Annotated in this window: 26 protein-coding genes; 17 read left to right on the plus strand and 9 right to left on the minus strand. The window is 43.0% G+C overall.

The window, feature by feature from the left end; all coding sequences use genetic code 11:
- Together VGA95_12365 and VGA95_12370 are read left to right on the plus strand one after the other, a co-directional pair.
- On the plus strand, positions 1 to 247 hold a 247-nt coding region (locus VGA95_12365), incomplete at its 5' end, for a type II toxin-antitoxin system RelE/ParE family toxin (GenBank protein ID HEX9667333.1).
- Positions 247 to 540 (plus strand): type II toxin-antitoxin system Phd/YefM family antitoxin, encoded by a 294-nt coding sequence (locus tag VGA95_12370; GenBank protein ID HEX9667334.1) that lies wholly within the window; start codon positions 247 to 249, stop codon positions 538 to 540. The genes VGA95_12365 and VGA95_12370, both read left to right, overlap by 1 nt.
- A 417-nt stretch (positions 541 to 957) precedes the next feature.
- Here VGA95_12370 and lepA read toward each other — a convergent pair whose 3' ends face one another.
- A complete protein-coding gene (gene lepA, locus VGA95_12375) occupies positions 958 to 2,754 on the minus strand; it encodes a translation elongation factor 4 (protein ID HEX9667335.1) in 1,797 nt (598 codons plus the stop codon).
- Between the two features lie 177 nt (positions 2,755 to 2,931).
- Here lepA and mutS point away from each other — a divergent pair, with 177 nt between their 5' ends.
- The 4 genes from mutS (at position 2,932) to groL (ending at position 8,139) form a co-directional block, all read left to right on the plus strand.
- The gene (mutS, locus tag VGA95_12380; protein HEX9667336.1) at positions 2,932 to 5,514 is read left to right on the plus strand and encodes a DNA mismatch repair protein MutS; all 2,583 of its coding nucleotides are present in this window, start codon (positions 2,932 to 2,934) and stop codon (positions 5,512 to 5,514) included.
- An 84-nt stretch (positions 5,515 to 5,598) separates the two neighbouring features.
- Positions 5,599 to 5,958 (plus strand): YraN family protein, encoded by a 360-nt coding sequence (locus VGA95_12385; GenBank protein HEX9667337.1) that lies wholly within the window; start codon positions 5,599 to 5,601, stop codon positions 5,956 to 5,958.
- A gap of 231 nt (positions 5,959 to 6,189) precedes the next feature.
- Positions 6,190 to 6,477, plus strand: a complete 288-nt coding sequence (gene groES / locus VGA95_12390) for a co-chaperone GroES (GenBank protein HEX9667338.1) — start codon at positions 6,190 to 6,192, stop codon at positions 6,475 to 6,477.
- 24 nt (positions 6,478 to 6,501) lie between these two features.
- Entirely contained in the window at positions 6,502 to 8,139 is a 1,638-nt protein-coding gene (groL, locus tag VGA95_12395; protein ID HEX9667339.1) for a chaperonin GroEL, read from the plus strand.
- A gap of 128 nt (positions 8,140 to 8,267) precedes the next feature.
- Here groL and cofC read toward each other — a convergent pair whose 3' ends face one another.
- Positions 8,268 to 8,930, minus strand: a complete 663-nt coding sequence (gene cofC, locus VGA95_12400; GenBank protein ID HEX9667340.1) for a 2-phospho-L-lactate guanylyltransferase — start codon at positions 8,928 to 8,930, stop codon at positions 8,268 to 8,270.
- Between the two features lie 135 nt (positions 8,931 to 9,065).
- On the opposite strand from cofC, the gene radC reads away from it, so the two are divergent.
- Positions 9,066 to 9,746 carry a DNA repair protein RadC gene (gene radC, locus VGA95_12405; protein ID HEX9667341.1) on the plus strand — a complete coding sequence of 227 codons (681 nt, stop codon included), beginning with the start codon at positions 9,066 to 9,068 and terminating at the stop codon, positions 9,744 to 9,746.
- Between the two features lie 153 nt (positions 9,747 to 9,899).
- Complete coding sequence (locus VGA95_12410; protein ID HEX9667342.1) at positions 9,900 to 10,529, plus strand: hypothetical protein; 630 nt, start codon at positions 9,900 to 9,902, stop codon at positions 10,527 to 10,529.
- Positions 10,530 to 10,560: 31 nt separating this feature from the next.
- Here the strand turns inward: VGA95_12410 and dnaB are convergent, their stop codons facing one another.
- The 4 genes from dnaB to nuoE form a co-directional block, all read right to left on the minus strand.
- On the minus strand, positions 10,561 to 11,925 hold the full coding sequence (dnaB, locus tag VGA95_12415) for a replicative DNA helicase (protein HEX9667343.1): 1,365 nt from the start codon (positions 11,923 to 11,925) through the stop codon (positions 10,561 to 10,563).
- Between the two features lie 79 nt (positions 11,926 to 12,004).
- Complete coding sequence (locus tag VGA95_12420; protein HEX9667344.1) at positions 12,005 to 12,727, minus strand: metallophosphoesterase family protein; 723 nt, start codon at positions 12,725 to 12,727, stop codon at positions 12,005 to 12,007.
- A gap of 24 nt (positions 12,728 to 12,751) precedes the next feature.
- Positions 12,752 to 14,077, minus strand: a complete 1,326-nt coding sequence (locus VGA95_12425) for a glycerate kinase (protein ID HEX9667345.1) — start codon at positions 14,075 to 14,077, stop codon at positions 12,752 to 12,754.
- Positions 14,078 to 14,113: 36 nt separating this feature from the next.
- Entirely contained in the window at positions 14,114 to 14,587 is a 474-nt protein-coding gene (nuoE, locus tag VGA95_12430; GenBank protein ID HEX9667346.1) for an NADH-quinone oxidoreductase subunit NuoE, read from the minus strand.
- A 662-nt stretch (positions 14,588 to 15,249) separates the two neighbouring features.
- On the opposite strand from nuoE, the gene VGA95_12435 reads away from it, so the two are divergent.
- Positions 15,250 to 15,468 carry an FxsA family protein gene (locus tag VGA95_12435; protein ID HEX9667347.1) on the plus strand — a complete coding sequence of 73 codons (219 nt, stop codon included), beginning with the start codon at positions 15,250 to 15,252 and terminating at the stop codon, positions 15,466 to 15,468.
- 97 nt (positions 15,469 to 15,565) lie between these two features.
- A complete protein-coding gene (locus tag VGA95_12440) occupies positions 15,566 to 16,030 on the plus strand; it encodes a TerB family tellurite resistance protein (GenBank protein ID HEX9667348.1) in 465 nt (154 codons plus the stop codon).
- An 18-nt stretch (positions 16,031 to 16,048) separates the two neighbouring features.
- Here VGA95_12440 and hisG read toward each other — a convergent pair whose 3' ends face one another.
- The 3 genes from hisG to prmC are packed head-to-tail and all read right to left on the minus strand — an operon-like array spanning position 16,049 to position 18,764.
- The gene (hisG, locus tag VGA95_12445) at positions 16,049 to 16,678 is read right to left on the minus strand and encodes an ATP phosphoribosyltransferase (GenBank protein HEX9667349.1); all 630 of its coding nucleotides are present in this window, start codon (positions 16,676 to 16,678) and stop codon (positions 16,049 to 16,051) included.
- Positions 16,675 to 17,931, minus strand: coding sequence for a UDP-N-acetylglucosamine 1-carboxyvinyltransferase (murA, locus tag VGA95_12450; protein ID HEX9667350.1), 1,257 nt, complete (start codon positions 17,929 to 17,931; stop codon positions 16,675 to 16,677). The genes hisG and murA overlap by 4 nt, the downstream gene beginning before the upstream one ends.
- Positions 17,919 to 18,764 (minus strand): peptide chain release factor N(5)-glutamine methyltransferase, encoded by an 846-nt coding sequence (prmC, locus tag VGA95_12455; GenBank protein HEX9667351.1) that lies wholly within the window; start codon positions 18,762 to 18,764, stop codon positions 17,919 to 17,921. Before prmC ends, murA begins: the two co-directional genes overlap by 13 nt.
- 250 nt (positions 18,765 to 19,014) lie before the next feature.
- Here prmC and VGA95_12460 point away from each other — a divergent pair, with 250 nt between their 5' ends.
- The 7 genes from VGA95_12460 to VGA95_12490 all read left to right on the plus strand — a co-directional run.
- Complete coding sequence (locus VGA95_12460) at positions 19,015 to 20,142, plus strand: site-2 protease family protein (protein HEX9667352.1); 1,128 nt, start codon at positions 19,015 to 19,017, stop codon at positions 20,140 to 20,142.
- A 10-nt stretch (positions 20,143 to 20,152) separates the two neighbouring features.
- Positions 20,153 to 20,728 carry a nucleoside triphosphate pyrophosphatase gene (locus VGA95_12465; protein ID HEX9667353.1) on the plus strand — a complete coding sequence of 192 codons (576 nt, stop codon included), beginning with the start codon at positions 20,153 to 20,155 and terminating at the stop codon, positions 20,726 to 20,728.
- A gap of 3 nt (positions 20,729 to 20,731) precedes the next feature.
- The gene (locus VGA95_12470) at positions 20,732 to 21,433 is read left to right on the plus strand and encodes a YggS family pyridoxal phosphate-dependent enzyme (GenBank protein HEX9667354.1); all 702 of its coding nucleotides are present in this window, start codon (positions 20,732 to 20,734) and stop codon (positions 21,431 to 21,433) included.
- A gap of 54 nt (positions 21,434 to 21,487) precedes the next feature.
- A complete protein-coding gene (proC, locus tag VGA95_12475; GenBank protein HEX9667355.1) occupies positions 21,488 to 22,306 on the plus strand; it encodes a pyrroline-5-carboxylate reductase in 819 nt (272 codons plus the stop codon).
- Positions 22,303 to 22,614, plus strand: a complete 312-nt coding sequence (locus VGA95_12480) for a YggT family protein (GenBank protein HEX9667356.1) — start codon at positions 22,303 to 22,305, stop codon at positions 22,612 to 22,614. Before proC ends, VGA95_12480 begins: the two co-directional genes overlap by 4 nt.
- Complete coding sequence (locus VGA95_12485; GenBank protein ID HEX9667357.1) at positions 22,611 to 22,910, plus strand: DUF167 domain-containing protein; 300 nt, start codon at positions 22,611 to 22,613, stop codon at positions 22,908 to 22,910. The genes VGA95_12480 and VGA95_12485 overlap by 4 nt, the downstream gene beginning before the upstream one ends.
- Before the next feature lie 94 nt (positions 22,911 to 23,004).
- On the plus strand, positions 23,005 to 23,444 hold a 440-nt coding region (locus tag VGA95_12490; protein ID HEX9667358.1), incomplete at its 3' end, for an alpha/beta hydrolase.

Raw genomic sequence — 23,444 nt, forward strand, 5'->3', positions numbered from 1 at the left:
TGACCAGGTGAAAGTGCTAGACCGCATCGAAATGCATTTAGTCTATGAGCCATCACGTCAAAGTAAGAGCAGAATTAAAAGGCTGCGCGGAGATTTATTTCCACCTTTTCGATTGCGGGTTGATGAGTTTCGTGTTTATTATGACGTGGATGAAGCAGCGAATAAGGTCATTATCTATGGAGTCATACGAAAAGAAGACGCGGTAGCGTGGCTTGGCCAAAAAATAGTAAAGAGGAGGGAAGAATAATGAAAATCGTTCCGTTGAATGATGTCAAAAACAGGTTCTCGCATTATTTAGAGCAGTCCAAGCGAGAGGATATTATTGTGACGAAGAATGGGCGGCCGGAGGCGGTCATCCACGGTATTACGGATGAAGATTTGGAAGATTACTTATTTGAGACCGATCCGCGATTCATCGCGCGCATTGAGGCGCTTCGGGAGCAATATAGGCGTGAAGGTGGAAAACCGCTAGAAGAAGTACGCAGGGAGTTGGGTTTTGAGAGAAAACCTAAGAAGCCATCAAGGCGAGCCCGGCGGTAGAAAAGGGTGGGTGCTACGATAATTTGCAAACTAATACTCTCTGATGATCTTGCCACGAATTTACACAAAAATTAAAAAATTGTTGGAATTATCATTAGTTGACTCGCCCATATCATTTCGGGACTGGAAAGTCCCGACTATCTATATTTCTTCATATGAAGCATCAATCACTCTACTGTCATCTCGAACCTTGTCCTGAGCTAGCGCGAAGGAACTGTGAGAGATCTTGTAGTCGGGAACTTAGCGAAAGATCCTAAAGGAAAGATTTCTCATATTCATTCGAAATGACAAGACTGGTCCAAATGACAACAGTTTTTTGTCATCTCGACCCTCACACATATGAGCTCGGGACTGGAAAGTCCCGACTATCGACGATAATAAAAAGAAAGATAGATTTTGATTTCATTTCCTGCAAAATTATGAGGTCTTGAGGACTGCCAAGAAGGCCTCCTGTGGAATTTCAATCTTCCCAATCCGCTTCAGGCGTTTTTTCCCTTCCTTCTGTTTCTCAAGTAGCTTCCTCTTCCTCGTAACATCTCCTCCGTAGCATTTTGCCGTAACGTCTTTCCTCACGGCCTTTACAGTCTCCCGGGCTATTACGCGGTTTCCGATCGCTGCCTGTATGGCAACTTCATAGAGCTGCCTGGGAATTATTTCTCTAAGTTTTTCAATAAGCACCTTTCCCCTCTCGTAAGATTTTTCTTTATGCACTATAATCGAAAGTGCATCAACCGGCTCACCATTTATCAAGATGTCTAGCTTTATTAGCTCTGAAGCCTTATAACCTATCGGTTCGTAATCCATGGATGCATAACCGTGGGAGACAGATTTTAAGGCATCATAGAAGTCGAAAATTATTTCTGAGAGGGGGATCTCATATTTCACAATGACCCTGTCCTGGGTCACGTAATTTATGCCTGTTTGGAGTCCTCGCTTCCTCCTGCATATTTCAAAGATTGAACCTAAGTATTGAGCGGGTGTGTGAATTGCGATTAGCACATACGGCTCTTCTATAATCTCTATTTTGTCGGGAGTTGGTAGTTTGCTCGGATTATCGACAGTATAAACATCTCCTGACTTATCATTGACCCTGTAAACCACAGTTGGAGCAGTAGAAATAAGATCAAGTTCAGATTCCCTTTTCAATCTCTCCCTGACAATCTCCATATGAAGAAGACCAAGAAACCCACATCGAAAACCAAAACCTAGGGCGACTGAAGTTTCAGGTTCATAGACTATAGAAGAATCATTCAATGCCAACTTTTCCAGTTCGTCCCTCAGTTTTTCATAATCACCCGGGTCAATGGGATAGAGTCCGCTAAAAACCATCGGTTTCATCACTCGGAAACCGGAAAGAGGGGAAACATCTGGGCTCAACGCATCCGTTATGGTATCTCCGACCTTCGCCTCCTTTATCTCTTTTATCGAAGCTGTAACAAACCCCACTTCCCCTGTTCTTAGCTCTTCTACCTCAATCGCGTGAGGGGAAAACACACCAAGCTTCTTTATCTCATAAACCTTGCCCGTGGACATGAGCTTTACCTTCGTTCCGAGCCTTATGTTCCCCTCAAAGACCCTGATGAGCATCACCACCCCCTGATATGAATCAAACCAACTGTCAAAAATCAATGCCTTTAGGGGTGCATCTATAGCCGCTTTGGGGGGAGGGATTTTCTTTACGACAGATTCAAGGATGTCCTTAATACCGATACCTTCTTTAGCACTCGCAAGTATAGCATCCTGAGCTTCCAAGCCAATGACATTTTCTATCTCTTTAATCACTCTCCCAGGATCGGCTGACGGAAGATCAATCTTGTTTATGACAGGAATAAGCTCAAGGCCTGAATCGGACGCAAGATATGCATTAGCAACTGTCTGCGCCTCGACCCCCTGTGAGGCGTCAACGACAAGAATAGCCCCCTCACACGCCATGAGACTCCTTGAAACCTCATAGCTAAAGTCCACATGACCTGGTGTGTCAATCAGATTTAGTTCATAGATATTTCCATCGTCAGCCTTGTAGTTCAGCCTGACAGCCTGAGCCTTTATGGTTATTCCCCTCTCCCTTTCTATCTCCATACTGTCGAGAAATTGCTCTGTCATTTCACGCTCACTTACACTGCCAGTTATCTCAAGGATTCTGTCCGCAAGAGTAGATTTCCCATGATCCACATGAGCAATTATAGAAAAATTCCTAATATATTTAGGTTCCATCTTCGAAACAGATTAGTATAAAGTATGTAATTTCTTATTCAAATCTAAAATCATTAATCAATACCAGTTTTAGACCAATAATGATTAATAAAAATAACCTATTCTGGTAAAGTTTAAATTGAGTCAAATCGATTGTGTTGATATAATGTCTCTTGTACCATGAGTTCACAAACCCCCATGATAAAGCAGTATATGAAGATAAAAAAACAGTATCCTGACTCAATACTGTTTTTTCGCCTAGGGGATTTTTATGAGATGTTTTTTGAAGACGCAAAGATAGCTTCAAAGATCCTTGGCATCGCGCTAACCTCGAGGAATAAATCAGAGAAGAACCCTGTCCCTCTATGTGGGGTCCCATATCACAGCGTCGAGCCATACATAGCCACAATGCTCAATCATGGATATAAGGTAGCTATTTGCGAACAAATGGAAGAACCAAATCAATCAATGGGAATCGTCGAACGAAGGGTAACGAGGGTTCTTACCCCGGGAGTAATCCTTGACTCAGAAAAATTGGATTCAAAGACGAATAACTACCTTGCAAGTATATACTCCGACGGGAAATCCTATGGACTTGCATATTGTGATATTTCAACGGGAAAATTCAGGACATCATCTTTTTCATCGCTTGACGAACTCAAGAGCGAGATCTCACATATCGAGGCAAAGGAGGTGCTTCTACCCGAGGATCTTCACAACAAGGAAGAATTAATAAGCTATTTCTCACGTTCATGGAACCCACTCCTCACAACAATAGACCCCTGGGTTTGGGAAATCGGTAGTTCAAGAGAAATTTTAGAAGAACAATTGAAAACGAAAACACTCGAGCCATTTGGGCTCGAAAACCACCCTGAATCGATAGTTTGCTGCGGAGCAATAATTCACTATCTCAAACAAACACAAATTGATGATATGCCCCCCTTAGAAGACCCACTATTCCTTAAATTTACAGACTTCCTTTCCATCGATGAATCGACTAAGAAAAACCTTGAGCTCATGCGTAGCTTTCAAGGTACAAACAAAACTGGCTCTCTTCTCTGGGTCCTTGACGAAACACTGACAGCAATGGGAGGTAGACTCATTAGGCAGTGGCTCAACTATCCCCTGATCGATCCTGAAAAGATCAGAGATAGGCTCGATTCCATCGGAGAACTCATAGAGAAAAATGTCTTACGAAACAAATTCAGAAGCTCTCTCAGGGAAATAAGCGATATTGAAAGGTTAATCGGTAGAATTTCTACAACATCTGCAAGGCCAAGGGATTTAGGTGCCCTGAGAGATTCCTCAATCTTAATCTCAGAAGTAAAGGGTTTATCAGAAAATCTTAATACAAAGCTAAATGCAGAAATTAGAAATGGAATAGACGACTTGGCCGAGATAAGGGAATTACTTGACAAAGCCATAGTGGATGAGCCACCTCTATCCTGCCGAGATGGCGGGATGATAAAGGATGGTTTCAGAAAAGAGCTAGACGATCTACGTGTCATCAAAAGGGATGGGAGAAAGTGGATAGCCGGGCTAGAGGCGAAGGAGAGGGAGGCTACTGGCGTCAATTCTCTTAAAATTGGTTATAACCGTGTGTTTGGTTATTACATCGAAATCACGAAGACAAACCTCCACCTTGTGCCGGGTCATTATATAAGAAAACAAACCCTTGTTAATGCCGAAAGGTTTATAACCCCTGAGCTCAAGGATCAGGAGGAGAGGATACTTGGGGCCGAAGAAGAGATTATAGAGCTAGAAAAGGAGCTTTTCGAAGAGATAAGGGAAAGGGTATCCAAGGAAACCGATAGAATAAGGCTTACCGCTCACCTGATAGGGATGATCGATGTCATTTCTTGCCTAGCCCTGGTGGCCGAAAAATACCACTATACTAAGCCACAAGTAGGAGATTCAAGATTAATAGATATCAAAGAAGGCCGTCATCCAGTGGTAGAAAGGATGGAGCTTGGAGAAAGATTTGTGCCAAACGATGTGAGACTCAATCACGAAGAAGACCAGTTTCTGATAATAACAGGTCCGAACATGGCCGGGAAATCCACCCTTATCAGACAGGTTGCCTTGACGATAATCATGGCCCAGATGGGTAGTTTCGTACCAGCGAAAGAAGCGAAGATCGGGGTTGTCGATAGGATATTTACCAGGGTGGGCGCATCGGATAATCTCGCCCGGGGCCAGTCGACCTTCATGGTAGAGATGACGGAAACAGCCTACATCCTGAGACACACTTCCCCTAACAGCCTTGTTATACTGGATGAGATTGGTCGTGGTACCAGCACTTTTGACGGAATGAGCATAGCCTGGGCAGTCGCAGAGTATCTTTATGAGGTGGGCAGCATGGTACTTTTCGCAACCCATTATCACGAGCTAGCACAATTAGCGATCTCCAAAAAAAGGGTAAAAAACTACAACATATATGTTAAAGAGGACAGAGGAAAAATAGTTTTTTTAAGGAAATTCATCCCCGGGGCTTCAAACCACAGCTATGGAATAGAGGTTGCAAACCTTGCAGGCGTACCCGATAAGGTAATAAAGCTGGCCAAGAGCATACTTGCCAGAATCGAGAAATCCCATTTAAGTGTTGGAACATCTATAAGGGGTGGCCAGATGGGACTATTCAAGAATCCAGAAGAAGAAAAAAGGGAAGAGGGAAGGGATCAGATAATAGAAGAATTAATGGATTTAGATCCGCTTTCGATGAGCCCTCTCGAGGCCCATTCAAAGATCATGGAGTTTAAAGAAAAATTGGAAAAGGGCTAAAAGCTGCCTGAATAAATAACAGCCGCCATGGGATCATTTAATTTTTTTAAATTGCTGTCAAGGAAGAGAAAATCCCAAGACCCCATGACCAATAAAAAAACCGAAGGTCAAAGGGGCGAAGAAATAGCTTGCAAGGCACTCAAAAAGAAGGGCTACCGCATCCTTGATAAGAATTTTAGTTGCAGGCATGGTGAGCTCGATATTGTAGCAGAGGATAATGATGTAGTCTGCTTCATTGAGGTCAAGGCCAGGTCTTCTGAAGACTACGGACTTCCCGAAGAAGCCGTAACACACTGGAAGAAGCAAAAACTCCTTAATACAGCCTTTGTTTATATTGAAAAAAAGAAAATCAAGGATCGTGATATGCGCTTTGATATAATATCGGTCGATCTCAAAACCCGGGAAGCGAGAATACTCAAAGACGCATTCGACGCTGATCTCTGACATTATATTATTCTTGAACCTAGGCAATTTAGCCTGACATCTTTAATGATCAAAAGCTGTCGATCATAACCACATACTTCAACAAGGCCTGCGATAATTCTTAGAGACGACTAAAACTTCCCCGCAACTAAATTTTACTCTTGACATGATTAAAATTGTGCGTATTTTTATGTCTAGCACTTCAAGTCTAGGAGTGCTAACCCGTAAATATTCCACCAGGAGGTTTCTTTTATGAAAATAAGGCCGCTTCATGATAAAATCTTGATAAAAAGGATAGATACCCCCCAGACCACAAAAGGCGGGATCGTTATTCCAGATACAGTTAAGGAAAAACCCCAGGAAGGAAAGGTAATTGCTGTGGGGAATGGACGGATCATGGAGGACGGGAAGGTTATGCCCCTCGAGGTGAAAAAGGGCGACAAGATACTATTCAGTAAATACGGCGGGACAGAGATCAATATTGAAGGTGAAGAATATCTGATCCTTGATGAAAACGATGTCCTAGCCATCACGACATAATATAAAAAAAGGGAGGTTTCAAAAATGGCAGCCAAACAAATAGCTTTTAGCGATTCCGCGAGGGATTCCATATTAGATGGAGTGAACAAACTTGCCCATGCTGTAAAGGCCACATTGGGACCCAGGGGAAGAAATGTCTTGATAGAGAAGACATTTGGCGCCCCGGTGGTCACTAAAGACGGCGTAACCGTGGCAAAGGAAATTGAGCTTGAGGATAGGTTCGAAAACATGGGTGCACAGATGGTAAGGGAAGTAGCCTCAAAGACAAGCGATGTCGCTGGAGACGGAACTACCACAGCAACAGTGCTCGCACAGGGAATATTCCGAGAGGGGATAAAGCTTGTGGCAGCGGGACACGATCCGATGAAGTTAAAGAGGGGAATAGATAAGGCAGTGGAGGTGGTGGTAGAGAGTATCAGGAAGTTGAGCAAGCAGGTAAAGGGGAGGACCGAGATAGCACAGGTTGCAACAATATCGGCTAATGGGGATGAAACGATAGGAAACATCATAGCCGATGCGATGGAAAAGGTGGGAAAGGATGGTGTGATAACGGTTGAAGAGGGGAAGACTCTGCAAACAGACCTTGAAGTGGTTGAGGGGATGCAATTTGACAGGGGGTACCTCAGCCCCTATTTCGTCACCGATGCTGAGAAAATGCTAGTCGAGCTCGAAGATCCCTTGATACTGCTGTACGATAAAAAGATATCAAACATGAAGGACATGGTGCCTTTACTCGAAGAGATAGCGAGGAGTGCCAAACCACTTGTAATAGTGGCAGAGGATGTAGAGGGCGAGGCCCTGGCTACGCTGGTCGTCAATAAGATCAGGGGGACACTTAAGGCAGCAGCCGTTAAGGCCCCAGGTTTTGGAGACCGGAGAAAGGCAATGCTTGAGGACATAGCAATAGTAACCGGAGCAAGGGTTATTGCCGAAGAGGCAGGTATGAAAATAGAAAATACCACCTCAAAGGACCTTGGAAGGGCAAAGAAGATAACAATCGATAAAGACAACACTACAATCATCAGCGGCGAAGGTAAGAAAGCGGAAATTGAAGGAAGAATCAGGCAGATCAAGGCCCAGATTGACGAAACAACGAGCGAATATGACAGGGAGAAACTTCAGGAAAGGCTGGCAAAGCTTGCTGGAGGGGTAGCGGTGATAAAGGTTGGAGCTGCAACTGAGACCGAGATGAAGGAGAAGAAAGCTAGGGTAGAAGACGCACTCAATGCCACGAGGGCAGCAGTAGAGGAGGGGATAGTCCCCGGAGGAGGAGTAGCCTTTATCAGAGCAATTAAAGCCCTTGATAGCTACGACCCAGCTGACGATGAAGAGAGAGCCGGTGTAAATATAGTAAAGAAGGTCCTCGAGGAACCGCTTAAAGGCATAGCCAGCAATGCTGGTTGGGACGGGTCGATAGTGGTGGAAAAGGTAAAAGAACAAAAGGGGGCCGGCGGGTTTGATGCCGCGAGGCTAGAGTTCTGCGACCTGGTCGAGGCGGGAATAGTAGATCCCACAAAAGTGACCAGGTATGCGCTCCAGAATGCAGCAAGTGTTGCAGGTCTGCTTCTTACTACCGAAGCCCTTATCGCCGAAAAACCAAAGGAAGAAAAAGGTGGGGGAATGGGTATGCATGGACATCCCCATATGGATGATGAATACTAATCATAATTGATGTTAGGAGGAGTGGAATATCACTCCTCCTATTATGTTTTTGGATTAGAGGAAGTTAATTGGAACGAAAAGTTAAGAAAGCATAAAGTGAGAAATTAAATTACAGAGAATTAATATCACTAGTTAACGCTCCTATAGGCCTGGCGTACCTTTCCCATTTTCCCAATTTCGATATATGTTTTAGTATCGCTTTTTTGAGAGGAAAACAAGGTTAAATCCTTTGGCTCGTCTATATCAAGTGCAATTCTGGGCATGTGATATATATCGAATTCAATACCTCTTTTCTTTGCCTCATCAATATGTTTCTTAAAACTGTCATACCCAAACCGTGAAGGAAAAACATCTGGGGGTCTTCTAAGAATAGCATTGGTACCCAGCCAGTCCCTAGCGGGAACTAGGATTGCCGAAGGGCACGGCCTTTCTCTTTCCAAAATATAATCGACATCTTCAGGCGTAATGAGTGGAACATCACCCGGAATGACCAGGACGGATTCCGCTCCAATCTCCTTACAAACATTCGAACTATAATCAATGGAACTGCTTTCGCTTTCCTGCTTGGTCTCCCTTATAACATCGACACCAAAGCTCTTTGCATGTTCCCGAGCAAGCCCGTCCAGGGTAACCACAAAGAGTTTCGTTAAAAGTTTAGAACCCCTGAGCGCTGTCAGCACATCCCCCAGCATTAGGCAGGCTATTCTAGTTCTATCCGTTTGAGAAAGTACCGGGGAGAGTCTTTCCTTTGCAAGTGATAAGTCCTTCACGGGGACAATGGCAATTCTCATCTGAAACAATTTACAGTAGTTTGAGGACTTTTTCCATAGGTTGTGTGAACCAATCCAGGCTAATTGATATATAATTTACATGTATAGATATTTAAGAATCGATTAACACATTAGACCCGGTCATTATTACATGATATGCCACAAAAACCGCATTATATAGCTCATAGACATCGCCTGAGGGAAAAATTTAAAAAAGCAGACAGCAACGGTCTCCATGAGTACGAATTACTCGAACTCCTATTAACATATGCAATTCCAAGAATTGACGTAAAACTGGCTGCTAAAGAACTCTTGAAGCGCTTTGGAGGACTTTCCGGGGTACTGGATGCGAGTCAGGGCGAAATCGAAGGAATCAGGGGTATAGGACCAATTTCAGCCACCCTCATACGTTTGGTAAAAGAGTTATGTGTCACGTATTCTGCACAAAGGATGAGAAATAAGGATATCCTCTCTTCACCCGAGTCTGTTTTGGAGTTTTCACGGTTTAAGCTCTCAGGCAAGCCAAATGAAGCGCTGATGGCAATATATGTCAACGTAAAGAATGAGGTCATAGACTATGAAATGCTTACCGAAGGCACTGTCGATAATGTAGTAATCTATCCAAGACGAATTATTGAGGGAGCGTTAAGGTATCACGCTTCAGGTTTAATCATCGTTCATAACCATCCGAGCGGAAATCCAGACCCATCCGAAGAGGATAGGCTGTTAACAAACTCCTTATCAGAAATATCAAAGACGCTTGATATCAGACTCCTGGATCATATCATCGTGGGAAAAGATGGCTATTTCAGTTTCAGAGAAAGGAACGCGCTATAATCCAAGCGGGGTTGGAAAACCCCGCCTATCGATATGTCATGATAATATTAATTGCCATCGATAGTCGGGACTTTCCAGTCCCGAGCGGATCTACATTTTTAATTTTTTACATGTATATTTAAACAAAAACCATCACAGTCGATGAAAATGGATTTGGAAAAACTCATAAGATCTGAGGAAGCCGACAAAGAGAACAAACTTGAAAGAGCCCTGCAAATAGCAAAAAGGGAATGGGAAAATATCAGGATATCATTAAAACTCTGCGGTGATATAGGCGAGTTTTCTGAGGAAGACTTCATGATAGGTATTATTGATGAAGACGTAATAATCAGAGAGCCCGAGATTAGCCCTACGAAATCGGTCTCATTTTTCGCACCTACCTTCTATCCCATGTATTTTATAAGAAACCTCATCTCAATGGACAAAAAGCTGGAAGAACGTGGATACAAAACTGTAGAAGCCCTCTATGTGTTCATAGAGCTTGCCACCAAGGCCACTGAAAGGCTTGGTCTAATAGGGACTTTCAGCATGGGTTTCGGTGCCGGATACGCGAGCGTAAGAACCGGCTGGACCGCAGAGAAGGGTCTCCCGGTCGAAAGGGATATTTTCTTTAAAATGTTCTTTAAAGGCACAAGGAAAAATTACGACTGGGAGTTCTTCTGGACCTCAGTGGGGGAGAAACTAAAGACTATATTCGAGAAATTCTTGGCCTGGCAAAACGACCGAACACTATATCAAAGAGAAGTAAAACCAAAGTCAATAATAAAACCAATGATGGTTTGAAACTCGTACATTCAAACCGTCTGCCTACCCCTCAGAAGATCCCCGGATCGTCGTATTCATCATCCGCAATATCCCCGAAGCTAGGAACCCCTCGACTATCTGCTAAGAATCTAAGCTTTACAACTCCCGTAGGCCCATTTCTCTGCTTCCCTATAATTATCTCCGCAATCCCATCCCTTTCGTCAGCGTTTTTCCTGTACGCATCCGCTCTATGAATGAAGACAACGACGTCAGCATCCTGCTCGAGCGCCCCGCTTTCCCTTAGATCGGAAAGCTGTGGACGCCTATCTGAACGGGTTTCAGTCTGTCGACTTAGCTGGGAAACCGCTATAACGGGCAGGGTTAGCTCTTTCGCGAGGCTTTTTAGAGAGCCAGAAATCTCGGCGATCTCACGCTCCCTTGTCTCTGATACACCGGTCCCTCTCATTAGTTGAAGATAATCAACAATAAGAAGATCCAGGCCCTTATCCTTCTTCTGCCTCCTTGCCTTTGCTCTAAGTTCTAGAACATTAATAGCAGGAGTATCGTCAATGTATACCTTCGCCTTGCCAAAGATGTCAGCGGTTTTTACGAGCTTTTTTAAATCCTCATTGTTAATGTACCCGCTCCTGATATCGGAATAGTTCACCTTCGCACTCGCCGCTAGCAGCCTTAACATAAGCTGCTCTTTGGTCATCTCTAAAGAAAAAATCCCGACGTTAAACCCAAAATTTATCGCTGCGTGTGTTGCAATATCCAGGCAAAAGGAGGTTTTCCCTAGTCCAGGCCTGGCAGCAACTATTATCAGATCAGAGGGTTGAAGCCCGCAGGTCATATGGTCAAGCCTTTCAAATCCAGTCGGAACACCCGTAATGAGCTCTTTCCTCGAATGAAGTGTTTCAATAATCTCCAATGCCTTCGCAGCAAGCTCCCTGCTTTCAAAAAAACTCGGTTTCACCCGATGCTGTGCAACATTGAGTATTGCGTGTTCTGCGCGGTCTATAAACTCATCAACGTTTATTCCCTCTTCTTGCCCGCGACTTGCTATCTCAGTCGCAGCAATCACGAGCCTTCGAAGAATGGATTTTTCTTTTACCAACCTCGCATAGTATTCGATATTCACCGTTGTTGGTACTATCTCGGTTAGATAGGTGAGATAAGAGCTTCCACCGACCTCTTCCAGGACATGCCCATCCGACTTCAAGTAATCGAAGAGCGAGAGAATATCGATCGGTTTGTTATTTCTGTCAAGCTCAACCATTGCATCAAACATCTTTCTATGGGATTCCCTATAGAAATCCTCGTTTGTTAATATATTGAGGACCTGGTTTATAAGATCTCCATCGATTAAAACAGCGCCAAGCACGGCCTGCTCAGCCTCTATATTCTGTGGTAATGGTCTTGATAGGTTCGCCATAGAAGATGTCAAAAGAAACCGTGAAACTAACTACATGGATTTAATAATTCTTATTAATACTTACGCGCCCCACAATAATCTATACGCCCATAGATAATCTATACGCTAGCCTCTTATCGAGGCCGGAATCGATTATCTTCTCCTGAGCAGTCATTATATCATACTCGAGCCTATAGAACCTTATAGTTTTTTCAGCATCGTTGTAAATAAGAAACGATGCCCTGGGATCCCTATCACGCGGCTGACCGACGCTCCCGGGATTGATAAGATACATATTGTTGGCGTCTATCTCTATCTCCCCGTCCGTAAAGCCCTCTACACTGCCATTCGAATAAACGTAATAAATCGTTACATGAGTGTGCCCAAAAAAACAGATCCTGGTATTAATCATGAGCTTAAACTCCATAATGGCTTCAGAGCTCGAGAATATATATTGATCCGGATCGGATATGGCGCCGTGTACCACAAGGAAATCCCCGATCTCCCGCTGATGTGGAAGACCAAAGAGAAAATCCCTATTTTCTCTGGTCAGCTCCCTCCTGGTCCAGAGCGCCGCATCCCTGGCTATAGGGTTGAAATTATAGGCCTCATCTTTACCACACGCCACCATATCGTGGTTTCCAATGATAGAAGTGACCTGCCTGTCCCTTACTATATCTAAACATTCATTCGGGCTTGCGCCATAACCCACGATATCACCAAGACAGACAATCTTATCTACGCCAATCCTATCTATTTCAAATAAGGTCCTTTCGAATGCCTCAAGATTAGAATGAATATCTGAGATGATAGCATAATTCATAGATAATGGACCCATTCTTGTTCGCTACTTCAGGATTACTATGCCAATATCCATGACATTGGTACCAGTCGGTCCCTCTTTGACGAGTGCTCCAAGTCTATCAAAGAACCTGTAAGAGTCATTTTGCGACAGGCACTCCCTGGCGCTAAGTTTCATTTCACGTGCTACTTTTCTTGTGTCTCCGTCGCATATCGCACCGGTTGCGTCTGTGGGACCGTCAATGCCGTCGGTACCGCAAAACAGCCCTAATATATCATGATCCATTATCTCCATAGCAAATGATAACGCAGTCTCCGTATTTCTTCCACCCTTTCCATTACCATTAATGGTAACTGACGTCTCACCCCCAAATATCATGCACGCAGGTCTTTTCACAGGGGTGTTAAATCTTTCAATATCGAATGCGATCGCAGCTATAACCTTTGCCACTTCTCTGGCTTCGCCTGAGACTTGGGATGAGAGTAGAAAAGTGTTATATCCAAGCTCTTTTGCCTTCCTCTTTGCGGCTATAAGGGACTTGAAATTACTTCCCACAATTATGGTCTGAACCCCCTTTGGATCATATTCATGATCCTTGAGGGTTTCAGGTAGGTGTCCCCTCCTGCCCTCTTCCAAATGCACCATCACTTGTGGCGGAACTCTATGCTCAAGCCTAAGGGCTTCTATAACACGACAGGCATCATCGAATGTAGTGGGATCCGGAACTGTTGGTCCTGAGGCAATTGTATCAAGCCTATCACCAACAACATTAGAAAGTATTAACGTTATAACCTGCGACGGAAACGCCTTCTTAAGGAGACCGCCACCTTTAATTTGAGAGATATGTTTCCTAACTGCATTGAGTCCATACTTATCTGCCCCTGAGTTTAGCAGCATTAAAGTGGTCTTCTGTTTGTCCTTTAATGAAATCCCCGATGCTGGCATTGCAAGAAGCGCACTCCCACCACCAGAGATCAAGAAAATCACAAGATCCCCTTCACCGGTTCTCTCGAGAAGTTTTAATACGTCATCGGCAGCACTGAGGCTTCTCTTGTCAGGTACTGGATGACTAGATAGATAGAACCTTGACCTTTTAAAGTCAAATTGAGGTTGCGAATTTGACACCACGATTCCATCTTTGATCCTATCTCCTAAGATATCCTCGATCGCCCTGGCCATCGCAGGGGCAGCTTTTCCAAACGCAATAACGTATAAAGACCTGAATAGATCTAGATTGTAGGTCCTAGAATCAACTCTAAACTTGCTTCCCCTTAGCTCTACATGATCCAAAACACACCTGATGGGATCCGCCGCCTTTAGCGCTTCCTTATAAATATCAATAGCTTGATCTTTAATCTGATGGGAAAACATTTCTATATCAGAATAATGACAATCTTTTCTATGAATTCAATCAATTTTAATCTTTTCTATAACCTGATCTATCTTCGCTTTGGTTAGATTCTCGTGTAGCTCGTTGTCGACTAGCATGACAGGGGCGGTTCCGCACGAAGCTAGACACTCGGCTTCTAAGAGAGTGATCCTGCCATCGTGTGTTGTTTCTCCGACCTTTATGCCCAATTTTTCAGCTAGATAATGCTCCACCTGACCGGCACCCCTTAGAGCGCAAGACAGCGTTCTGCATTGCCAAATAATATGCTTCCCAACAGGTTTCGTAAAAAACATAGTATAAAACGTTGCAACGTTCTGAACATTTGAAGGAGGGATTCCAAGGATCTCAGCCGTCTCTTTCATTGACTCAGTTGAGAGCCATCCATACTCACTTTGAACCTCATGAAGCACCGGGATAAGTGCGGCCTGATTCGTTTGAGATTTTGACAAAATTTCACTTATTTTTCCTTTGAGTTTTTCTGAAAAAGGCATGCAGGATAGATTCTCCTAGAGAGCTAGACGATATTTAAACTAACATGGATTGTATGCGTGTCAAGAAACCTTTGATGAACATAAAGTATGTTTACAAATTCAAATGTATTCGATGATCTTTTATGCGACAGAACACCTAAATGGCCCGCTTTATCGTGTAGCCTACGTACCCGTTTAATGAAAACATCAAACATGCGGACAGAAGTTCTCCTTCATTGTAAATGTGAACCGTTCATCCTTCGACAAGCCTGTGCTGAGTGAAATCGAAGTGCTCAGGACGAACGGTTTGAGCATAAAAATAACGGGACCCAGGCCTTTGTTTGACAGGGATTTATTATAAAGAATTTATAACGTCTTGGTGTAAATCCCTTATTTCGATAGCCGAGGTTTTCTAACCTCGGAATAATTTAGCCATTCGTTTACGGATCCCAAATTAAGACACTCTAGCGTGACAACCCGTGACCCTAAAACAAAATCAGCATAATGAAACTATAAGGTATCGAGTAGACACATATCCGCTCATCCTGAGCACTTCGATTTCACTCAGCACAGGCTTGTCGAAGGATGAACTACAAGAATTTCACATAGGCATTAATAGCACCCTTATATTAACACCTGGCAAGCTAAGGACGAACGTGTTGTATTGAACAATTTTTGCGCAGATGGGCAGGACGCCGGCTTACGAATTAATCGACGGTCTCTTGATATTGATAGGAGGAATATTACTCCTAACTCCCGGACTAGTGACCGACCTGATAGGTTTACTGATGCTCATTGAATGGAGCAGAAAATTATTTAAAAAATGGCCGGGCAAAAGATTAAGTCAGCGGGTTCAATCACGAAATACAAGGACCACTTATTCTTACGGCGAAAATCCATGAAATCCCCGACACGTTATGGTAACATAATTTTATATCACTTTTCATGATTCCGTAAGACCGCAAACTAGTCGTTGTAAAACCTTGAGGAGAGATCATCATGCTTGATCTTTTTAAAAGCATTTTCGATAAAACCGGTAATAGAGAAATTCAGAAAGGATCAATCGACCAGCAACAGAAATTGAAGATCGCCACCTGCGTCACCCTACTCGAAGCTGTCACAGCAGATGACATACTTTCCGATCACGAATTTCACAAGATAATCGAATTACTTAAATCAAAATATGAAATGACCGACACCCAAGTAAATGAATTGATAGAAACGTCTAAAAAAGAGCGCGAAGACTCTGCAGATCTCTGGTATTTCACTAATCTTATAAATGAAAATCTTACAATTGATGAAAAATATGATTTAATGGAAATGATATGGGAGGCGGTTTACTCAGATGGTACGCTTGATAAGTATGAGAATTACATTGCACATAAATTGAGAAATCTCTTAAATCTTGATCATACTAAATTCATCGACATCAAATTAAAGGTTAAGGAAGGAAAGTTATTATAAAAAACTGAAAGTCAGCCGTCACGCCCGAAGCGCCCTACTACTCTTTAGCATATTTAGAAATTCCTTTACCTCCCTTGATTTCACCTTCATGCTTACCTTATTCACTACCAGTTTTGCCGTTATATTCGCTATGGTTTCGATTTCTACTAAATTATTCTTTCTAAGAGTTTCACCGGTTGCACTCAAATCCACTATAACATCCGAAAGCCCGACAATAGGAGCTAGTTCAACTGAGCCATAAAGCTTTACGATGTCAGTCGTAATCCCCTTCTTTACAAAATGCTCAAAAGAGGTTCTAGGATATTTAGTCGCGACCCTTAGGAGCCTCGATGTAGGAAATTTGAATCCCTTCGGTGCTGCAACGACAAGCTTGCATTTACCGATCCCAAGATCGAGTGGTTCGTATAAATCGTGTTTTTCTTCGATCAACGTATCCTTTCCTACTATTCCACAGTCTGCTGCCCCATATTCGACATAGGAAGGCACGTCAGAGGGACGCACAATCAAGATCTTTAATCCAACTTCTGGGTATTCGTAGATCAGCCTTCTGGAATCGTCGTAAATCTCACCGACAGGTAATCCACCTTTTGTTAACATCCGGGCGGCTTCTTTCAATAGCCTGCCTCGGGCGATTGCAAGTGTTATCAATCTTTCTCCCTCCATATTCTGGCACCGGCAGCTTCAAGTTTCTTATCTAGCCTCTCGTAACCACGGTCAAGATGATAGACCCTGGATATAACCGATTTTCCACTGGCTGCTAGCCCGGCCAAAACAAGTGATGCGCTAGCTCTGAGATCGCTTGCCATTGTAGGAGCGGCACTCAGACCAGAAATTCCCCTTACAACCGCGCTATTACCCACTAACTTTATATCTGCGCCCATTCTCCTCAATTCACCTGCATGCATAAACCTCTGTGGAAAAATATTTTCGGTTATAACGCTGAGGCCGTCTGCAATGCTCATCATTGTCATCATCTGAGCCTGCATGTCTGTAGGAAACCCTGGATATGGAAGTGTATTTATATCTACGCTCTTTATCCTCCCGTGGCCCCTTACTCTTATTCCACCGTCATGCCTCGAAATTTCCGCCCCAGCCTCAATTAATTTCCCAATGACCGCACCAACGTTCTCAAATCTGCATTTCCTAATTAATAGATCACCCTGTGTAATGGCTGAAGCAACCATCAATGTTCCCGCCTCGATCCTATCTGGCATAACCTCATGCCGTTGTACGGGTGAAAGCCTCTGGACACCCTGGATCGTTATAATATCCGTGCCCGCACCCTCGATCTTAGCACCCATTTTGTTCAGCACGTTCGCAAGCTCCACTATCTCAGGTTCACATGCGGCATTGAGCAGCATTGTTTCTCCCTCGGCGAGAACGGCGGCAAGCATCATGTTTTCTGTGCCTGTGACCGTAGATATATCGAACGGAACAATATTCCCTCTAAGCCTTGGAGCAGAGGTTTCTATATACCCCTCTTCAATCTCAATATCAGCACCCAGAATTCCAATCCCCTTTAAATGTTGATCGATTGGTCTCTCCCCAATTGCACATCCCCCCGGAAGGGACACCCTAGCACGTCCAAATCTCGCCGTCAGGGGCCCAAGCACGAGCACCGAAGCACGCATCGTCTTTACTAACTCATACGGAGCAACCCAATTGTTAATTCCGGTGCTATCAATTAAAAGGTTGCCATCTTCATACTCAACTTCTGCCCCTAAGATCCTAAGGAGCCTCGACATCGTTCTTACATCTAAAAGGTCAGGCACATTGGTGAAGGTATTTCTACCCTCGGCGAGTATACATGCCGGCATCAGGGCAAGTACTGCGTTTTTTGCTCCGCTAACAACAACTTCTCCCTCGAGTCTCCTTGAACCCTCTATGACTATATTATCCATCTACCTTTAATTACCCTTTTAATCCCAGAAAGATCATCTAAAAGTGATATATCTCGATAGCCAATCACTTTAAATATTCCTATTGCCTCTTCATTATGACTTGCCCCTATCTCCATGATACACCATCCACCATTTTTTAGTACAGAAATCGCATCCGAAGCGACACGCCTTATGCAATCCAAACCATCTTCTCCCCCGTGGAGAGCCACAATCGGCTCAAAATCTCTGATATCCGGTTCGAGTCGACATAATTCGGTTTCCGATATATAAGGCGGATTCGAAACAACAATATCAAAGGACCTCTCCTTAACGAAATTCAAAAAATCCGAATGGACGAAAGAGATATTGTGCACATCTAGTCTTTTAGCATTCTCCTTAGCCACCAAAATTGCATCAAGTGAAATATCAGAGGCAATAATCATCGAATCACTACGCTCACTTCCAATAGTAATAGCAATGCATCCGCTTCCAGTCCCGACATCAATTATATGCGGTGAAGAAATATTCCTGATAATATTTAAAGCTTCCTCCACCAGTTTTTCAGTTTCCGGTCTAGGAATAAGAACCTCGGACCCAACAAAAAATTGTCTTGAGTAAAACTCTTTTTCACCCAGAATATACGCGATGGGTTCTCTCCCTACCCTTCTCGCGATTATTTCTTCAAATTCTCTTAAGCTCTCCCATCCTATCTCAATCTCCGGCTGAGTATAAATATCAATTTTATTTATCCCAAATACCTTAGAAATGAGTAAAGACGTCTCTAGGCCGGGGTTATCAATGCCAGCACCCTTAATTTTATCTTTTCCAATCAAGTAGGCTTCTTTCAGAGTCATTTTTAATACACAAGTTTACCTAAAAAAACAATAAGATGTTATTCAGTCGTGACTCAATTTCAAGCTAATCTGGCCGATAACTTAAAAGAATCTCTAAGGAAAGTTTTTCCCCACCACGATCAATTAGGAAACATATCATGTGGTAGACGTATGAAAGCAGAAAAATTCGAAAGATTAACAAATCATATATAATTTATTAAGATATACCCTTGGTAAACTATTACTATGGAGGACAAAACCGCAAGAGCCAATGATTGGTAACGGAGTAAAACTAACAAAGATTCTGGGGATAGAAATCTGGGTTGATTATTCGTGGCTAGTGATATTTGCGTTGGTCACTTGGAGTTTGGCGGGTGGGTTCTTCCCAAAGGAATATCCTGGCCTAACAAGCCTAGCCTACTGGATTATGGGCGCGTTCGCAGCCATTCTACTATTCTTATGCGTCCTACTCCATGAGCTATCTCACTCCTATGTCGCACAAAAATCAGGTATAGCCGTCCCGAGGATCACACTCTTCATATTCGGGGGTGTAGCACAGATAGCCGAGGATCCTAAGAATCCGAAAATAGAATTAAACGTAGCAGTAGCTGGCCCTATTTGTAGCTTATTACTTGCTTTGTTGTTTTGGATTCTGTCGAAATCCGTGCTTGTATCTTCATATATACAACTTCTTGCAATATTCGAATATCTTGCCTTCATCAACATAGCCCTTGCAGTCTTCAACCTGGTTCCGGGCTTTCCTCTCGATGGGGGAAGGATCCTTAGGGCTTATCTTTGGGATAGGTGGGGTGATATGAGAAAAGCAACTCATACAGTAAGCCGGATCGGAAGCGGATTTGGTATAGGATTGATAATACTCGGTCTGATTAATTTTTTTTTGGGAAACTTCATCGGAGGAATTTGGCTTGTTTTCATCGGTATGTTTTTAAACCAGGCCTCAAAGTCCGGTTATCGAATGACTCTGGCCAAAGACGCACTTACTGGTGTAAAGGTAAGAGACATCATGACATCCAAAGTCACTTCGGTCCCCGCTTCGATTTCACTTAACGAACTAGTCAATAAATACTTCCATCAATTTATCTTTATCTGCTTTCCGGTTGTCAATGAAGAAGGCGAGCTTTTAGGTCTAGTCTCGCTCAGACAGATAAAGGATGTACCCAAAGAATTATGGGATCAAAAAACTGTAGGTGATATTATGATGAGAAATTCTGATTTCAATATTCTCAGTCCCGATGATGATGCTTTAAGAGCGGTAAACTTGATTATGAGAAACGACCTGGGAAGAGCCCCAGTAGTAGAGAGAAGAAAACTGGTTGGAATAATTACGAGAAGAGACATAATGACATTTCTCTCCATTAAGTACGAACTTGGCACCTAACTTTTTATAAATGACATCAAAATTTGTACTCGCTTCCTCTTCCCCAAGAAGGGAAAAGCTGTTCAGGAAATTAGGACTAGACTTTAGGATAATTTCACCAAATGTGGTAGAAAAGCATATAAATGGTGAATCTCCAGTAGAGTACGTACGGAGAATTTCTCTAGAAAAGGCTTTAGCTGTTGCGGCTACGTTGAAACATAAACATATAGTAATAGGTGCTGACACGATAGTTGTATGCGATGGAGACATACTGGGAAAACCAGAGGATGAAGAAGAAGCAAAATCCATGCTGATGAGACTTTCTGGAAGATATCACCACGTGATCACAGGCCTATCCATAGTCAAGTCAACGAGCGAAATAATGCATGTCGAGAATGTTAAAAGTACGGTCAAGTTCAAATCGCTAAACCCACATGAAATTGAAGAATATGTTAATACCAAGGAGCCTTCGGATAAAGCTGGCGGTTACGCAGCACAGGGAATCGGGGCATTTATGATAGAAGAAATTCACGGCTCATTCACAAACATAGTAGGTCTCCCTCTTTCAAGTTTATCGAACGCACTTAAAAATCTAGGAATCATATAAACATTGTTAATAAAGATGGAAATAGCACAGTCCCTACAGGGCATTCAGGAGAAAATTTTTAGAGCCGCACTCAGGGCTAAAAGAAACCCCACTGGGATTAGAATTGTTGCTGTTACCAAGACCGTGAATCACGAAAGGGTCATAGAGGCCTATAACGCGGGTATCGATACCTTTGGTGAAAGCTATGCACAGGAGTTTAGAGATAAGTACAAAATCGTCGAGTCAATATTAGGACGAAAAGTAAAATGGCATTTTGTAGGGCGGATCCAGAGAAATAAGGTGAAATATATTGTCGGTAAGGTTGATCTTATACACTCACTTGATAATATTAAGGTTGCTGATGAAATCGACTGGAGAGCAGAAAAGCTGGGAATCACTGTTCAAGCTTTAGTTGAGGTAAATGCCGGTGAAGAGTCAAAAGCTGGAGTCAATTTTGGAAATGTTAAGGAATTTCTCGAAAATCTCAGAAAATTACACAACATTGAAATAGAAGGATTAATGATTATGGCTCCTTATTTTGATGAGCCAGAAATGTCAAGGCCCTACTTCAGGAAACTAAGGGAATTGAGGGATGGATTAAAAAAGGATTTCCCAAAACTAAACCAGCTTTCGATGGGAATGAGCGCGGATTTTGAAATTGCAATCGAAGAAGGATCAACAATTGTAAGAATAGGAACCGCTATTTTCGGACCAAGACCTCAATAGATGAAAAACCTTTACAACAAGCCATTATCAAGGGAGTATTAAACTGGAGGAAAAATGAAAAAATTAGGATTCATCGGGGCTGGTCACATGGCCGAAGCCCTTTTAAAGGGGCTGATTACATCCGGACTATACAGAAAAGATCAGATCATAGTCAGTGACATCGATCCGAAAAGACTTCAACTAATTTCATCAGGCTACGGCGTGAATATCACAGCCAATAACAAAGAGATATTGAAACAGGCAGACATGATCATCCTGGCGGTAAAACCCGACGTAATCGAAGACGTATTGAAGGAAATAAAGGGATCATTAAACTCAAGTAAGATCCTAATTTCAATCGCGGCTGGTATCACCACTTCCTTAATCTCTAAGACAATAAAGAAAAAAGTAAAGTTGGTTCGTGCGATGCCCAATACACCTGCACTTGTACAAATGGGCGCAACCGCCCTTCATTTCAATTCACTGTTAAACCGAAAAGAGAAAGAATTAATCAAGGAAATTTTTGAATCTGTAGGCACTGTGGATTTAGTAGATAACGAAAAGCTACTCGACGCTGTTACCGGTCTCAGCGGCAGTGGTCCAGCATTTGTCGCGATGTTCATCGACGCACTTTCGGATGGAGGTGTCAAGATGGGGCTCACAAAACATATGGCACTCAGACTTGCTGCCCAAACAGTTTATGGAACAGCCAAGCTAGTTCTTGAGGGAGGACTCCACCCCGCTGAATTTAAGGACAGGGTTTCGTCCCCGGGGGGAACCACCATTGAAGGAATACACCAATTAGAGCTATATGGCTTTAGGGGAAGCGTGATTTCGGCAGTAGAATCTGCTGCACTCCGCTCGAGAGAATTAGCAAGGGGAGAATATAGATGAATATCATCGGCAACCTGCTTGGAGCTTTGGCAACAGTCATAGATATATTGCTTAATGTCTATATGTGGATAATAGTGGCAAGGGCTATAATATCGTGGGTAAGCCCGAATCCACATAATCCGATTGTGAATTTTCTGATAGTCGCTACCGAACCGGTGCTCAGGTATGTCAGAAGAGTCGTCCCCCCAATAGGAGGAACTTTCGACCTTTCGCCGATACTTGTACTAGTGGCTATCGTCTTTTTGAGACAATTTTTAGTTCAAACCCTTCGCCAATTGGCAATCAACCTGAGTACGGGTGCCTTTTGACATTCGATAACAAAAAATCTTCTATGACCATAGAGGCTAAAGTAGTACCGAAATCCGCGCGTGATGAGATATGGGGATCTGTAAATGGAATACTAAGGGTTAGGGTTTCTGCCCCACCAATAGAAGGAAAAGCAAATGAAAGGCTCATAGAGTTGATTTCGAGAACAATAGGAGTGCCTAGATCTAACGTAACTATAATAAAAGGGAGAACCTCAAGAATAAAAACCATAAGCATCGAAGGCGTATCACAGAGTAAATTCAATTGGTTTAAAAAAACGTATTCCGACCAAGAATAAATCATCTAAACAAAGCGCGCTACTACATTAATGAATTGTGAGCCGATCCTTAATACACACCAAAAAGAGGTAATTAAGATTGTCGAGCCTTCTTATGCAAAATAGCAAAATACACTATTTGCGAGGCGACAATTTCAACAAAGATCATCCGACAATATTAATGATTCATGGTGCTGGCCAGACCAGTAAGACCTGGGAATATCAATTTGAGATTCTACGAGGCCAGCCTAAATTTAATATGATCATCGTAGATCTTCCAGGTCATGGAAGCTCTCTTGGCCCCGGCTGTAGGAGTATCAATGAATACAAGAATTTCCTAAAAAATTTCTGTGACGAGCTGGATTTAAAAAACCTAATTCTCGTCGGTCACTCAATGGGCGGCGGCATAGCTCAGGTATACGCCGTCGACTACCCGGAAAGTGTTAATTCCCTTATTCTTGTAGCGACAGGCGCCAGGCTCAGGGTCGCCAAAGAAACCCTAAATTTGGTAAAAAACGACTACGATAAATTTTGTGAAATCGCTCCGTCCCGCGC

The organism is Thermodesulfobacteriota bacterium (genome assembly GCA_036397855.1).
Classification (GTDB): Bacteria; Desulfobacterota_D; UBA1144; order Nemesobacterales; family CSP1-2; genus DASWID01.